Raw genomic sequence first — 16,600 nt, forward strand, 5'->3', positions numbered from 1 at the left:
GCATACACTTTCACAATCCCAGCGTTGCTACCGCATTAAGATCATCTTCCTCACCGCCACCTCACCGCCGGCAGCCAATTCACAAAAATAGACGCCGCTGGGCAAATTCGGGCCGGCCGGGCCTGCGGAAAAGATCACTTCGTGGGCGCCGGCGTTCTTCACTTCATCCAGCACCACAGCCACTTCCCGGCCCAGCACATCCAGCACTCGGAGCCTGGCATGTCGCTTGTGGGCCAGCGTAAATCGGATTCTCGTGCTCGGATTGAAGGGGTTCGGGTAGTTCTGCTCCAACTGCAATTGCTGCGGCAGCAGGCCTCCCGCGGTGCCTCTCTCCGCCACCGCGGTGGCAAAGCCGCCGGTTTTGAAATAGGGCAAGTAGGCGGCGCGCAACACCGGGGCCACCTGCTTTTCGGTGACGCGATCCATGCGCAGCACGCCCATGCTCTGGTAACCTTCGGTCATGCGATACCAATCGAACGCACACCACCACGTCGCAGCCATCAAATAGCCGCAGCAATCCAGGTTGCCCAGACTGTCCATGGCAGCGCGCTGCTTCAGCGCGCGGAAGGTATCATTGAAGATCTGAACCTGCGCGCTCGCGGTCGAGCCGTTTTCTGAAGACCAGTAGCCGAATTCAGTATTGAGTATGGGTTTCTTGGGATGAGCGAGGTTCGCGTCAACGAGGAAGTATTTGGTTTCCGGGTAGGCGTCCTTGCCGTAGAAGATGCCGAAATACATGGTCCAACCGGCATAATCACTCGCCGCTTGCGAGGGATCATGCGGCCCGGGCCGGTCGGCCGCCGCTGACTGGCCCACCAGCCGGCCGTCGGGATAAAGGCTGTCAAGCTCATCATTGACGCGCTTGATGAACGTCTGGCGATTATCGATATCCAGGCTCTCATTGTTGGTGCTCCACAGCGCGATCGAGGGCCGGTTGTAGTCGCGGAAGACCATCTCCTTGAACATCTGCTCGTGAATGTGCCGAATCAGGTTTTGCAGCACCCACGCCAACGCCACGTCGAATTGCCAAAGGGGAATTTCCTCCATCACTACGAAGCCCAACCGGTCGGTGGCGAGATAGGTGAAGGGATGGTTGGGATAATGCGCGGTGCGCAGCCAGTTGGCGTGGAGGCCTTTGATCTTGACAAGATCATCATAGATCGCCTCGACCGGCATGCTGCGGCCATAAACCGGATGATCTTCGTGGCGCGCCACGCCGACAAAGAAGGCAGGCTTCTCATTGAGCAGAAATTTGGTGCCGGCGGTTTTGGTGGTGCGGATGCCGAATTGGGTGTGGAACTCATCCACCACCCGGCCGCCGCGCGTGAGCGTGACCTGCAGGACGTAGAGATGCGGCGCCTGCGGCGACCACAAGCGCGGGTTGGGGACAGTCAGCGTCGTGCGCCATACTGCCGCCGCGCGTGCCGCCGCGCTGGCCGCATGCCGCGTCTCGCCGGAAACCGCGGCCGGTTCGCCGAGCAAATCCGCGGCTCTTTCCGAACGAATGTTCTGTGAGTCGACCCGCGCGGTGTAGACCTGCAGGGCGACTTCGAAATCCTGTGGCGCCGCCGAGGCGTTGAACACGGTCACCGTGGTTTGGATTCTGCCGTTGATCTCTTTGGGCACGACGTCGGCGCGCACCACCGCGACTTCGTCGGCAAACTCCAAGTAAACGTCGTGAATGATGCCGGTGTAGTTGAACCAGTCAACGCGCGAATACGGAACGATGTCAGTGCGCGTTCCCCACGGCGGATTATCGACCCGAACCGCAATCACATTGAGCGTATCGTAACGCAGCGCCGGCGTGACATCGAAGGCAAACGAAGTATACCCGCCTTCGTGGTAGCCCAGATACTGGCCGTTGACCCACACGTCGGCGACATAATTCACAGCATAGAAGATCAACTTGGCAAATTTGCCCTGCAGCGCGGCGGGAACCGCAAACGTGCGGCGGTACCACACCCCATCCTGATAGTACTCCGGCCGCTTCTCGTAAGCATTGATGGTATTCTCGACGCCGGGAATCTGATGGCTGGGCCAGCCGCTGTCATCATAGCCCGGCTCGTGGCGGCCGGCAGTCTCCGCCAGCAACTCGGCAAACCCCGCGGTATCGCGTTTTTTCAAAGTCAAATCATGATTGGCCGCGAAGCGCTGTTTGCGCCACAGGCCGGCAAGATTGATGGTGGTGCGCTGCTGCTTTTCAAAAGCGGGAACGGGCATGCCGTTTTGCTGGGGAATGGCAATGCCTGCCACGGTTTGCAGCCGCAGCGTGGCATCGAGCGTGGCAATTTGGCCCGCGGAGTTTTGAAATGAAAGCAGCAGGAAAGACACCAATACCACTCTTAAAAAGAATCTGGTTTGGTACCACATGATCATAGGGTCGTCCTCCGAGTGGAAGCAATCGCATTCCCTGCTTACTGCTTGCTGATCACTCGTATCTGGCATCTGACTACTTCACCAACAGAAGTTTTCCAGCCGCCGATCCCTGCGTGCCGCCCAACGAGTAGAAATAGACTCCGGAGCGCAACGGCAGGCCGGAGGTGTCAACCGCCTGCCAGGTGAATTCGCGCGTTCCCGCCGGCTGCACGCCGAGATCTTTTTGGAAAACGACATTGCCGAGCAGATCGAATACTCGCAATTGCATTCTCTCCGCTGCGGCAAGTTCATAGCGAATTCTGGTGGCGCCGTTGAAGGGATTGGGAAAACATTGCGCCAAATGAAACTGCCGCGGCGCGGGCGCGGGCGCGGGCGCGCGGATGCCGCTGGCAGTCGCGGGTTCAATGACCAGCCCGTTCAACACGGGATCTTTTATCACCGCGGCAAAATGCAGATCGAGAATCCCATCGGTTACTGCGACCACCTCGAGGGTTTTCACATGAGCGACATGCGCTCCAGCTTCCTGAAAGAGGTCGAGATCATCGACCATCATTTTGCTTTCGGCGAAAACGTCAAAGACTCGCATGCCGGCGGCGGTGAAGTTGTTCTCCGCCATCATCAAGGTCACGCGATAGCTGCCGTTGGGAACGCGCACCCGGTAGAACACCAATCCCCCGCGCTCGTTGCGATAAATCGCGTCGTCGTCGGTGTTGGCAATTTCCAAATCAGCCGGCCACGATTTGGTGCTGCCATCCTGAAAACCATATTCGACTTGCTCATGCCACTGCTGATCGGCTGAGAAATCGTCCTGTTGCGCGCCACCGACGTTGATCTGCAAGGGAAAGGTCACCGGCGCCTCCTTGATCACGCTCACGGCGCGCGCGGCGCTGGTATTGGGCGTGGCAGCGCGGTCGCGCGCGCGCATCACCACCAGCGTGTGCGTCAGGGAGGAGTCCAGGCCGGCCGTTGCAAGCAGCACGCTCATTTGGTCGGGGAGAAGCTGCGCCGCGGAAATCGCCACGCCCGGAATCACGTAGTTGCTTCGCTGCTCGGCAACCGTCTGAGCGATTTCCTCCGAAAACCTGACGGTGACGTTGTTTCCGGAAAGCCTCGCCCATCTGGCCACCGGCGGATTGCGGTCGTCATAACCGAGATTATCGGGCACCGTGAGGCAGAGGATCATCAGGCCGTCGCGAAACACGACGTTCTCCGGCACAAAATCGCAATCATTGCCGTTGAAGGTGTGCGTGCCTTTTTCCCAACGCGTCTGATCCCAAAAATCAAAATCATCTTTCCACTGCCGGGAAAAGTTGTTGTCCGTGCCGGTGTCGCCCGCACCCGGGGTGTAGGCGGCATAACTGACCCAGTCATAATAGGCAAAGGCCGGCAAGGCGTCGTCACTCCAACTTCCCACCCAATTCGTGAACGCCGGCTTCCAGACGTTCATCATGATTTTCTGCTCACTCACCAGCATGGCAATATGCGCTTCCGTCTGCCGGTAAGCTTCCACGCCATCGATGAACCAGGCGACATACGCCGGCGTCCATTCAAAGGCATAGGTGTGAAAATCCAAATGCGGATTGAACGAGACCGCCTGATGGCGCAGATGACTGTTCTGGCCGGCGGTGATGGTGTTGAATTGCACATCATCACTGTAGCGGCCCAGAATCTCGAGGTCGATTTCATTCCAGGGGCCGCCGCCGTCATGGTAAGTAAAGAACGAAGCCAGCATCCCCTCGCGCTGCGCTGCTTGCATGCGGACTTCGAAGCGGCCGTAGGAGTACGCTTCCCGCGTGCGCAACTCGGCGCCTTTGTAATTCTTGGCGGCAACCAGCACAGGGCAGCACAACACCGCGCACAGCGAAATACTCCAGGCGATTTTCATATCATCATCCGGTCTGCAAGTCGAGATGGTCCGGCGAGCGCCCCGTCCCGGGCAAGCCGGACCCCAAGCATGTGGGAGGACACCCGCAGTGGGGTGTCCTCACCAAATCGAAACATGCTTCAGGGAGAATGCCTGACAGCCGCAAGTCGTACCCGACGGTGGGCTATCGACCGGTCATTCGATACTATTTCATCAACAGCATCTTGCGCGTTTGTTTGAAATCGCCCGCGCTGATGCGGTAGAAATAGATGCCGGAGGGCAGGCCATCCGCTTGCACTTCGAGCGTGTAGGTGCCCGCCGCCTGCACGCCATCCACCAAAGTGCGGACCTTCTGGCCGAGCGCGTTGTACAGCTCGAGCTGCACCAGACCCGCCGTGCGAATGGCGTACGTGATCTTGCTCGAGGGGTTGAAGGGGTTGGGATAATTCTGGCTCAAGCTGTAGCTGGCCGGCACGCCGTCGTTGCGATTGTCCGCGACTGCCGTTGGGCTTTCGCGATCGCCGATCCAGGTGTAGGTCCAGTTGCGCGGTGATTGCCACGAATTGTCGTTGTTGATGGGCGACAGACTCATGATGCCGTCGCGGGTATTGAGCACGTCGGCATCATGAATGGTGAAGTCGAGCGGAATCCGCATGCCGTTGACGGGCAGGAAGGGCGCGTCATCACCGAAGGTGATGTCGGTCAACTTCACGCGCGTCTCGATGATGTAATCCGAACCGAAGCCTTCGAAATAGTAATCGGTGGAGTCACGCGTGTAGAGCTGCCGGTTGGAATTGTCCGGATGAAACAAGCCGTCGTAACGGAACTGCAAGGCGTAATCCGGCTTGGCACCGCGCAACCGGGCCGCGTGGGGCGGCCCGGGCCGGCCATCGTACAGGCCAAAGAACATCTCGATGGCATCGTCTTGCCACCAGTCGCCGGCGGGATCGTAGGAAAACACATTGTCAATGGCATCGACCGCGAAGTAGAAATACTGGTTGTCCATCGCCATGTACATGGTGAGCGTCAGATCATCGTCGTTGTCGAAGACGCCGAGGCCGATGTGGCTGACCGACTTCTTGAAGACGAACGGTTTGATCCCGCTGTTTTCCCATTCCGTCAGAATGCCGTCGGCCTTGAATTGGGCAGGCGGATTGAGGGAGATGGTGGCAATGCCCTTGGCGGTGTTGTTCACACCGGGGAAGGACACGCCTGGCACACTGACATTGCCCACCTTGTCGGCGGCCGTGACGGCATAGTAGTACGTCACCGCCTGATCCGCCAAGGGATGATACAGGTAGTGCACATAAGTCTGGGTGTTTTCGGCAACGCCTTCCGCCAGCACTTCCACGCCCGGCGCGGTGACATCGGTGATCGGCTGCTTGCTGGCGTAGACCGTGTACTTCTCGCCGGCTTCATTGGGCACATCCTGCCAAATCACCAGGTTGAAATTGCCGGCGGCATCAGGCACTGCGGCCACCCCTTTGGGAGCTGCCGGCGGCTCGAAATCAGTTTGGCGCTTGCCGTAGAGTTCGAGATTGTCGAACAGCACTCCACCCGTGGAGACCGTGCCTTGTATCGCGGGGGCGGCGGAGAAGGCGAACTCATACTTCTTCACCTTGTCCCAATCCAGCTTGCTGTTGCCGGCCACGCCGGACCAGCCCGGATTCGAGAAGCCTTCGGCGTTCGGCGTCACGCCGGTGCCGCGATCTTCGAGCGGAATGAGCAGTTTCTTCCAGCCCGTGGCCGCGTCGAGAACGTCACGCGTCTCATAAATCCATTGCTCTTCGGAGTTGGCGCCCTCGCTGTACTCATACAATTGGATGCGGAAAACCACGTTACCGGGGCTGCTGGAGGCCAGGAAGTTGTTATACCGCAGGGTCATGTGGGTATTACCCTTCATGTCCGGCAGGAAGTCGGTGTCGTTGCCGTATTTCAGGCTGGCGAAACCGCCCCAGGATTCGGTGGCATCGACCTTCCAATCGAACTGCGCCGAGGCGGTCTCGAAAAATTCCAGTTTGTTGTCGGTCACGCTGATGCTGCTGGTGCCGGTGCCGGCAAAAGAGGCCGTCATGGTGGCGGTGGTGTCAAAGTAGTTGATGACCGGGAAGGCATGGCCGTAGAGCGCGATGTTATCGAAGTAAATCGTTCCCGCCGAGATGCCGGAGTTTTGCGGATTGGCGGCATCATAGACGGAGGCATCGACCGACCATTCGATCTTCCACGCCTTGATCGCGTCCAGATTGAGCGTATTGTTACCGGCCGCGCCCGCCCATCCCGGCCGCCACAAGCCCTGGTCGGACTGTTGCGCGACATCGACCAGCGGCAGCACTAATTCATTCCACCCCGGCTGCGCATCGAGAATGAAGAAATGGGAATACCAGTACTCAGCCTGGGTGATGTTGGCCATGGTCCGGTTGGCAACCGAAACATCGCTCATGTCCTTCAGGAGGACGCGAATGTGAGTGGTGCCGGGTTTGCTCTGCGGCACGGCGTTGTAGTACCAAACCTTCAGGTGAGTGTAGGGCGAAAAATCAAAGAGCGCAGTGGTGTCGGCGCCGTGCATAATGTTGGCGTAACCGCCCCAGCTCTCCGTGCCCTGAATCGCATAATCGACCTTGAGCGAGCCAGTGCCCTGCTTGACGAGATCGTTCACGTAGAACAGATTGGTGAACGTCTGCGTCGAACTGGAAACGTGCTCGAAATTCCAATAGGAGGAATCAAGCGCCGCATCGAACGTGTTCAGCGCCTCCTGCCCAAACGCCAGGCAGGGAAAGAGCAACAGCGAGAGTAACAAGTTGTACCTTTTCATCTCGTGCCTCCACTTGAATTGAACAGCGGATTGCTGAACTGAAATCGACCTGCAAACAATTCTTTTGGCGATCACCTCCTTGCGGTTCCACTAGTCCGTGTCCGTCCGAAATCGCGAACTCTTGAGAAACGTTCCTGCAACGGCTTGGCCGTTGCTTCACAATCATCAGAATTGCCACGACACTCAAGATTCTACCAGCCTCGGCTCAGCCGAAGTTGAAACGTCCCCGGATAGAATTATCCTCTCGAAATCGCGATCTCTTGAGAGACGTTCCTGCGACGGCTTGGCCGTTGCTTCGCAATCATCAGAATTGCCACGACACTCAAGATTCTACCAGCCGCGGCTCAGCCGAAGTTGGGGCAGTCGGCAGGGCCACTCGTGCTTGCGGGGCATTGCTCCAACCCGCGTGTTCATTGGCTGCGACAGCGACCCACGAACGCAAGCCGGCCGGCCTGCTATTCCAGCGAAAACCGCTGCGCCAGCGGTCCGACCGCCACTTTGAATTCGCCCGCTTCGATCGTGGGCTGGTGGTCACGCCCGATGAAAGCAAGATCCTGCGGTTGCAGCGTGAACGTTACGCTCTTGCTCTCGCCCGGCGCCAGTGGGATCTTCTCGAACCGTTTGAGCCGCTGATTGTGCGGCGTGATCGAGGCATACAAATCGGTGAGATAAAGCTGCACGATCTCCTGGCCGGCGCGCATGCCGGTGTTCTTTACCGTGACGCTGACCGTCAGCGCTTCGCCCGGCTTGAGTTTGGTTTTGTCCAGCGCCAAATCACTGTACGCGAACGTCGTGTAGCTCAGGCCAAAGCCAAAGGGAAACTGCGGCTTGTAAGTCTGATGCTCGCTGGCTTGCTCGCTGAATTTGTGATCATACAACGTCAGGTCGTTGGGATGGCGCGGATAGGTGATGGGCAGCTTGCCGGAGGGATTCACTTCGCCGGCCAGCACCTCGGCGATGGCCGTGCCGCCCTGCATGCCGGGCAGAAACGCGGCCACGATCGCCGCGCTTTTCTCTTCAATCTCGCGGATCAGGCGCGGCCGGCCCTGGGCCAAAACCAGAATGACCGGCTTGCCGGTTTGCTGCAGCGCCTGCGCCAGTTTGAGCTGCGCGCGCGGCAGACTCAAATCCGTGATGTTACCCGGCGTTTCACAATAAGCCTCCTCTCCCAGACACAGGATCACGGCGTGCGCGGTCTGCGCCGCCTGCACGGCCGCGGCCACGTCGACTTCTTCGTGAAAACTTGCGCCCGGCACGTAAGTCACATTGGGCTTGCCGAATTTTTCCTGCAGCGCTTCGAGAATGGTATGGTGTTCGTGGGGATAAAGCGACTCTTCATTGCCCTGCCAGGTGATGGTCCAGCCGCTGTTGAGCACGCTCAGCTTGTCGGCGGTCGGGCCGGTGACCAGCAGCTTGGTCGACGGGGCCAGCGGCAGCAAATTGTTCTGATTCTTCAGCAAAACCAGAGACTCCCGCGCGGCTTGCAGCGCGACCGCGCGGAACTCCGCCGAGGCAAACTTGGACCGCAGCGTCTTGTCGGGATAGGGATTTTCAAACAGGCCGAGCGCGAATTTCACCCGCAGAATGCGGCCCACGGCCTCATCGATGCGGCGCATCGGCACCGCGCCTTCCCGCACCAGTGCCAGCAGGTGATCATAAAAACTGAAATCGAGCGGCACCATGCTCATGTCAATGCCGGCCATCACGGCCTGACGCACCGCCTCTTTGGGAGTGGCCGCCACTTTTTCGCGCGTGTGCAGATTGATGATATCAGCCCAGTCCGAAACCACGAAGCCGTTGAATCCCAGCTCGTCGCGCAGCAATTCCGTCAAATAGTAATGGCTGGCATGCACCGGCACCCCGTTGATTTCGGAGGAATTGACCATCACGGTGTGCGCACCGGCCTCGACCGCGGCTTGAAAGGTCGGCAGAAAGTACTCGCGCAACATGATTTCGGGAATGTAAGCCGGCGTGCGATCCTTGCCGGTAAGCGGGAAGCTGTAACCCAGGTAATGCTTCAAGCAGGCCGCCACTTTGTCTTTTTGATTGATCTGATTCTGCTCGCCCTCCAGCCCCTTCACATAGGCCACGCCCATGGTGGCAGCCAGGTAAGGATCTTCGCCAAAAGTCTCGAACAAGCGCGGCCACAGCGGGTGCCGGCCAATATCCAAAACCGGGTTGAAATTCCACGGAATGCCGCTGGCGCGCACTTCATAGGCAGTGATCTCACCGTCGCGGCGCATGAGGCCGGGATTCCAGGTGGCGGCCATGGCCAAGCTTTGCGGGAAGATTGTGGCACCGGTGGTGTAGTTCGCGCCGTGAATGGCATCGACGCCGTAGATGATCGGAATTTTCAGGCGCGTTTCGCGGGTGGCCACGTCCTGAATCTGCGTGATGATTTCGTGCCAGTGATCCACAGAATACGCCGAACCCATCACGTTCAAAATCGAGCCAACGTGATACTTCGTGATCGCGGTGCGCAACTTGGCGGGATCGAGCTGGTGACGCGCGCCGGGTTGGATGGGTGCCGGCATGTCCTTGGAAACGACATCGATCGTCACCTGCGTCATCTGGCCGACTTTTTCTTCCACGGTCATTTGCGCAAGCAATTTGTCCACTTGCGCGGTGAAATCGGGTTTGGGAATGCTCTGCCCAAATGCAGAAGCGAGGCCGAGAACACCGGCACTCATGAGCACGATGAGAGCTGGGACGGAAATCTTCATCATTCATCCTTGCCTGGAATGGGAGCCTCACTCAAAACGGCTGTGGCGGCATCGGTTCGAGTCAGTCAGAGTGATTTGCAGCGCGCTGAAAAATCCTGGGCCATCGGCCAGGTTTGATACAGGATTGACAAAAATTGCGCCAGCGTTTTCTCCAAAATCTGCTTCTGATATTAAAGAGCTTAAGGGCAGCAGGAGACTGTCGCCAGGCAAGGATTTATCAATTTGATAATGAACCTGTTATAAAATTGATAATCAGATTCTCAAGTTTGCAAAGCTGGTAAAGGCTCGGAGAACTGCGCAATGGCCACAAGTCTGTCCTCATCATGAACCGCGAGAGCAGCCACAACCGCCGGGCTGGGCCATGAGGCGATCAAAGTCAGAATGAAATTCTGAAAGATTCTTGACCACAAAGCAACCGCTTGCACCACGGAGCCGCGGAGTTTTGAAATCAAGAGAGTCCTTCTCCGCGTTCGTCGCGCCTTCGCGATGAACCTTTGAGGTGAATGGCACGGGCGTGTGCCTCACTCTTCACAGGATCCTTACTGGATGACAGTTGGATGACAGCGGTGGTGGGTACATCGTGCGAGGCAACAGTGTAAGAATCGGGCCTTATTCCTGCCCGCGGGCCTCGGATTTCAGCCTGTCTGAAATCCGGTGCAGCTTATTGCGCCGGCGGTCTCAGCTTCTGCAGAAACACCCTGGCCGGCTGAAAGTTGGGATCTTCCCGCAGCAAACCGGTGAGCGTTTCGGCTGCCTTGGCGGGTTCGCCGGCATCGGCGTAGAAGCCGGCGAGATAGAATTTCGCGTTCTGCCGTTCCTGACGATTGAGATCGACCTGCTCCAACGCCGCCAGCATCGTTTCACACGCCGCGTTGAGCTTCTTCTGCCGCCATTGCGCGATGGCGATTTGGTAGAGCAGCATGCCCTTTTGTTCGGAGAGCGGCAGAGTTTTCCAGAGATAAGCTTCGCGCTGGTCCCAGGCGCCTTCCAACTCAAAGGTCTTGGCCACTTGTTGGTAGGGATAGGGATCATCCGGCGCGAAGACACTGACCGCGAGATATTCCCGTCGCGCCCGCTCGAAATCACGCCGCTGCAAATAGACTTCCGCCATGCGATAGTGCGCCCGCGACCAGACGTTTTCCGCCAGCAAATAATTCCGCACAATCGGCACGGTGGCGGGGTCGCCGTAAGGCCGGTAATCGTCGAGCGCAACCGGCTTCTCCGGGAAAGGCCAGCGATGCGTCATTTCGAGAATCTTCATCAGGCCGATGTCCCAATCCAAGTCAGTGACATAATAAGGATCATCGGCAGGTTGAAAATGGGGAGCAGGATCAGCCAGCCAGCCGCCGGAACGAATGGCATCATAGAAGCCGGTGGCCATGAGATAATAGCCTGTGGGACTGGGATGCAAGTGATCGACCAGCAGGTTGTTGCCGAGCAACCCCTGCGGCGAACGCTGCGCCAGGCGGGAGTCGAGATCGACAAAGCGGCTGCCGTGCTGCTGCGCGAGCGCCGCGATGAGGTGATTGACCTCCTCGCTGGCGCGAAAGCGAATGAGATCGCGGTCTTTCGCGCCGGTGAAGAAATGCCGCGCCGCAGTGGAATCACCCCGGCCGGCGCTGGCGAGGCCGCGTTTGTACCAAAGCACCGCCGCGCTGGAATCCAGCAGCCACGCGGTGCGATAGGCGTTCTCACTTTCCACAAGCAAGCGAAGCTGCCGCAGGCTGTCACCGGCCGCGATGGCCTGCTCATAAACCGCGCGGCTGGCCGGCGGCAAATCCGGCGGCGCACTGGCAAAGGGCGGCAGGTCACGCAGGTTCGAGAACAGATTGCTGAGCAGCACCGGCACCCCGCGGCGCGCGCATTCCCGCAGAATCAAATCAAGATTATCCCGGAAATTCGTCAGCGTGCGCTGGTATTTGGGCGAGCCGAGGAGAATGGCCTGATCGCCAATGACATCGGCCATCAACGAGGGTTTGCGGGCGTCTTGGTTCGGCGCGGGCCGGAGCCACAAAATCAGGCGCCGCAGCATTTGCACCAAATGCAGCTTCTGCAGCTTGAGATAGGCGCGGATCAACTTGCCGTTCTGCCCCAGCGAAACCGTGGAGGCGCTGCCATAGGCGCCGTAGAATTCATTGTGCCCCATGTAGATGATGATCAAATCAGGCTGGTGCGCCAGAATCTCGGGCAGCAGATCGACAACCGTGAAACTGTTGACCGCGGAGATGCCGGCGTTGATCACTTCGAAGCGGCGCTGGGGATAGGTCTGCGCCAGCAAATAGCGGAGCTGCACCGGGAAGGGAACCTGGCAATCAAAGGGAAAACCGGCGGTGGTGGAGCCGCCCACGCAGAAGATGCGAAAAACTTCCGGGCCTTTGTGCTTGACGAAAAGATCCGGCTGCATGCCCGGCACGGTCACGCGGGCGGGATCGAAATAACGCTTCGCCACCCACTGGTTGAGTTGATAGTGGGGCTTGCCGGCTTTGGTGGTTGCGCGGACGAACGCCTCGGGCGCGAAGACGCCAAACAGCCGCAGCCCTCCTTCCGCCAGCGCGAGCAGCACGGCCGGCATGAGAATCAGCGCTGCCGCGAAGAGCCGCTTTTGCAGTGCGCTGGGCTGGGGCGCGGGTTTGAGGGCAGCCGGTTTGCGCCGAGGTGCTCGTTTCGCCATGGACTCCTTGAGGTGAGATCGCTATGGTTAGTATTACAACGTTAGGTCGAATTCTGTCGCACAGACAAATAGCCCCAAGGGGCGAAATGTTGAAGCGAAGGGCAACGCCCGGGAAAACCGGTATTCATGAGATATCACCAAGCCCCGACCGGGGCGCCATGGAACCACGCCAGGAATGCCGCCGCTGCTGGGCTAAATGCGACAAACTCGATCAGTTTCCAGGGCGCTGCCCGTGGGCTGTTACATGCGCCCGCGTTGGGGTCAAGCCGGCCTTCTGAAGAAGACGGTGTGTACTGAACGTTGTCGTATTGGTCCACCGCATCCTCATTCGCGGCCAAGCAGTAAGAATTCTCGCCACGAAGAAAACGAAGTGAACCGAGACGGTGAGGCTCTACGCCAGATTGCAGACAAGCTGAAATCTGATGCCCTGCGGGCCGCTATGAACCGGTCAGATTTGGAACAGCACGAAGGCGCAACGACACCGAGACAAGCTTGACGGCATGACTGCCATTTTTTTCGTGCCTCGGTGCCTTGGTGATCAAAAATTCTTCAGCATCTCATCCTGAGCTAGAAATGCCAACCGCCGGGGCTTTGGCTTATGGCTGCCGCCCGAGCGCGCTGCGCTACTTTGCGATGATCAACTTTCTCACCGCCACGTGCGCGCCGGCCTGCAATCGGCAGAAGTAAACGCCGCTGGCCAGGCCCGTGGCGTGCCAGCGCAACGCATGCGCACCGGCAGGCATCTCCCCTTCCCAAAGCTCGGCCACTTCGCGGCCGTCCGCCGCAAAAATCGTAAGCGCAACACGGCTGCGCACGGGCAGTTGAAAGCTGATGGTCGTCGCGGGGTTGAAGGGATTCGGATAGTTCTGCGCCAGCGTGAAATTTTGTGGCGCGCTGGCCGGCGGTTCTTTCACCGCCACTGCCTGGCCCGGCAGGTTGGCATCCATCCACAAAATGCGCAGATTCACCCACTGCTTGAGATACTCCACTTCCTCGCGATAATTCTGCCCGATGTAGGCGTTGGGCCAGACATAAACGCCCAGAATGGGCCAGCGCTCGAAATTGCGCTTTTGGGATTCCTCCAGAAGTTGCGCGGTGGAATCGATGAAGGCGTGAATGCGCTGCACGTCGAACACGGTTTTGCGCAGATTTTGCCAGCGGCTGGCGAGCAGGCGCGTAAATGTCGAGTCCTGCAGCAGGCGCGGCCACCAAAACGGGATTTGAAAGCCGTCAGATTCCACGCGAAAGTCAACCTGCCAGCCGTAAATCTTGGCGCCATTGTAGTAGTCGGCATTGCCGAAGGCCAGATCATAATCCCATGCCGGGCCCATGGTCAGCCGGCCGTGCTTGCTGTCGCGATCCTTGTGCATGAACGCGCTCAAGCGATAGCCGTCAACGTTGCGCGAAACTTCGTTGACCAGGAAATAATCGACGGCCGCAGCGGGATCGAGAAACTTCGCATAGCCGTTTTGCGGATGGGCAAAGTCCGGCCCGGCCATCAAACTCTCGAAGCGGTACACGAAATTCTGAATGTAGGTTTTCTGCGCCGGCACGATGTCATCTTGATCGGGATAGTCGTACTGGTAATAGATGCGGTGCGGCGAGCCGGGATAGGGCAAAAAGGAGGAGTACCAGCCTTGCGTATCCGAGCCTTCCCACTTGTCGATTTTGATGAGGTAGCCCCCGGTCAGCGCGTCGCCCGAGGCATCCGCGGGCTCGAGTTTGGAGATGTTGACACGGCTCTTGTCGCGTTTGATTTTCTCCATGAAAATGTAAAGGCCGCGGTAGTCACCATTCAACACAACCTCGCAGAAGCGCGTGCGGCTGGCGTAGCGGCCCAGTTGATTGGCGAGGTGATAGGCCAGCATGTTGCGCATGAGCGTTTTGTCGGAGTAGGAGGCGGACAATACCCAGTCGCTCTCCGCCGGCATGCCCATGAGCGCAACATCGACATCATTTCCCAGCGCGTCCCAGGTTTCGAAACCGTACTGCTTCTTGGGAAACATCTGCGAGCTGGAGCCGCGGATTTCGATGCCGATCTTGCCGTTGTAGTGATTGAACGGATCAGAGAGATTGTTACGCACGCCCGGGCCGTTATCGATGATGCCCATGTCGGCCATGATTTTGGGCTCGTCAACGATTTCCCGGCCGTGCGTATCGATCACCACGATCGGCAGATTCGAGGAGGTGAATTCAACTTTTTGGGATTGCGCTTGAGCGTCAAACGACGGCAACCAGGCGGCAAGGCACAACCAGGCCAGGGCGGCGAACCGGCAGGCGGCGTGCGTCACACCAAGACATTTCTTCATCATAAGAATCCTCACTATCCAGGGCGTGTCTGCCCTCATTTCAAATAGGTAATTTTGCGGGCTGCAACCGTCCGGCCCTCCACCTGCACGCGCACGAAGTAGATGCCGGCCGGCCATTTTGCGGCCGCCAACCGCAACGTGTGCATGCCGGCGGTACGAAACTCACGCAACACTTCCTGCACGACACGCCCCTGCACATCAACCACCGTGATCGCGACGCGACCGGGCTTGGTGAGCGCATACGCGATTTGGGTGGCGGAATTGAATGGATTGGGAAAAACCTCGAATTGAAAACTTTCGGGCGGCGCGGTTGCATGAGTTACCGCGTTCGTCACTGCGGTGATCATCAAGCCGTTGAGCAGCGTCCTGCCGGTTTCCGGTTTGAAATAGAGATCGAGCATGCCATCGGTGACGCTGAGATTGGCAATGGTCTTTTCCAATGCCCGGTTTTTGCCGGCCTGCGCGAACGGATCGACATGCTCCAGTACCTTTTGGCCTTCCGCCCAAACCTCGAAAACGCGCCGGCCTGCTGCCTCCCACACCGTCTCCGCCAGCATGAGAGTGACCTGGTAATTGCCGGGCGCCAGCCGCACTTGATAGAACGTCAAACCTTCTCGGCCGGAGAGAAAAACCTCCGGATGCGCGGTTCCGGAAATCTGCGTACCGGCGGGCGCCGCAATGGCTGCGCCGCCAACCGCGCCGTATTCGAGCCGGCCCTGCCACACTTGATCCGGCAGGAAGCCCTCCTGCCCTTCCCCACCAACATTGAGGTTGAGCGGCAGCGCTGGCGCCACTGTCACGTTGGTGTATTGCAGGCTCATGCGATTGGCGCCGGGTGAGCGATCTTTCACGCCGTTGACGACCAAGACATAGGTAAGTCCGGGATCCAATCCCGCCGTCACCAATTCCACCGTTCGATTGTCGGGCAGCAACCGCGCGGCAGTTACCGTGACGCCCGGAATGTTGTAACTGGCCAGGGCCTCGGCACTGGCCGGTTCGACTTCTTCGGAGAAGTAAACGTGAAAGCGATGCGCAAAGGCTCTTGCCCACGCCAGATAAGGCGGCTCCACATCGCGCGCAATGATCGCTCGGCCAGAGTAGCCGGTTTGCGCGCTGCTGGTCAGACAGAGAATCAGATAGCCGTCCTGAAAAACGGCATTTTCGGGAATGAAGTTGGAATTGTTGCCGTCCCACGTGTGCGTGGCCTTGCTCCAGCGGTTTTGATCCCACGCGGCAAAATCATCCGCCCACTGCAGGGTGAAATTATCTCCCTGGCCGGGCGTGTAGGCGTAGTACTTGACCCAGTCGTAATAAGCAAACACCGGCAGCACCGCGGGATTGAGCGCGCCCGCCCAGTCGACCGAAGCCGGCGGCCAGATATTCATCATGATCTTTTGCGGTCGCGTGAGCGTGGCGAGGTGCGCCTCGGTTTGGCGGTGAACTTCATGGCCGTCGATGAACCAGGCGACATAGTCCGGCGTCCATTCGATGGCATAAACGTGAAAAGCGGTATGCGGGTTGAAGGGTGTCACGCTGGTAAAGACGTGATTGACCTGGCCGGGCGTGATGGTGTTGAACTGCGCCTGGTTTTGATAGCGGCCGAGAATTTCGAGGTCGATCTCATTCCAATTGGCAACCGGATTCGAGCTGCCGTCATGATAGGTGAAGAACGAGGCCAGCAAACCGCTGCCGGCCGCGGATTTCATGCGCACTTCGCAGCGGCCGTAGGTGACAGCGGTGCGCGTGCGCAGTTCGGCGCCGCGATAGGCCTTGAGCTGTGCCGGCGCGGTCGTCGCCCACAGCAAAACGGCCAGCAGGAAAAGTATGCCGATCGGTTTCTTCATG

7 protein-coding genes are annotated in these 16,600 nt (G+C 58.7%); all 7 read right to left on the reverse strand.

Translation table 11 applies throughout. From position 1 onward, the window contains the following. Positions 1-27: 27 nt before the first annotated feature. Positions 28-2,376: a beta galactosidase jelly roll domain-containing protein gene (locus L6R21_13790; protein MCK6560264.1), complete on the reverse strand. Its 2,349-nt coding sequence runs from the start codon at positions 2,374-2,376 to the stop codon at positions 28-30. A gap of 73 nt (positions 2,377-2,449) precedes the next feature. Further along, positions 2,450-4,261: a family 16 glycosylhydrolase gene (locus L6R21_13795; protein MCK6560265.1), complete on the reverse strand. Its 1,812-nt coding sequence runs from the start codon at positions 4,259-4,261 to the stop codon at positions 2,450-2,452. A gap of 184 nt (positions 4,262-4,445) precedes the next feature. Then, positions 4,446-7,052, reverse strand: a complete 2,607-nt coding sequence (locus L6R21_13800) for a T9SS type A sorting domain-containing protein (protein ID MCK6560266.1) — start codon at positions 7,050-7,052, stop codon at positions 4,446-4,448. A gap of 455 nt (positions 7,053-7,507) precedes the next feature. Next, positions 7,508-9,778 (reverse strand): glycoside hydrolase family 3 C-terminal domain-containing protein, encoded by a 2,271-nt coding sequence (locus tag L6R21_13805; GenBank protein MCK6560267.1) that lies wholly within the window; start codon positions 9,776-9,778, stop codon positions 7,508-7,510. A 658-nt stretch (positions 9,779-10,436) separates the two neighbouring features. Continuing rightward, the gene (locus tag L6R21_13810; GenBank protein ID MCK6560268.1) at positions 10,437-12,446 is read right to left on the reverse strand and encodes a GDSL-type esterase/lipase family protein; all 2,010 of its coding nucleotides are present in this window, start codon (positions 12,444-12,446) and stop codon (positions 10,437-10,439) included. A gap of 623 nt (positions 12,447-13,069) precedes the next feature. After that, complete coding sequence (locus tag L6R21_13815; protein ID MCK6560269.1) at positions 13,070-14,758, reverse strand: CotH kinase family protein; 1,689 nt, start codon at positions 14,756-14,758, stop codon at positions 13,070-13,072. Between the two features lie 32 nt (positions 14,759-14,790). Beyond that, positions 14,791-16,599, reverse strand: a complete 1,809-nt coding sequence (locus L6R21_13820; protein ID MCK6560270.1) for a family 16 glycosylhydrolase — start codon at positions 16,597-16,599, stop codon at positions 14,791-14,793. Position 16,600: the final 1 nt, after the last annotated feature.

The organism is bacterium (assembly GCA_023150945.1).
Lineage (GTDB): Bacteria > Zhuqueibacterota > Zhuqueibacteria > Zhuqueibacterales > Zhuqueibacteraceae > Coneutiohabitans.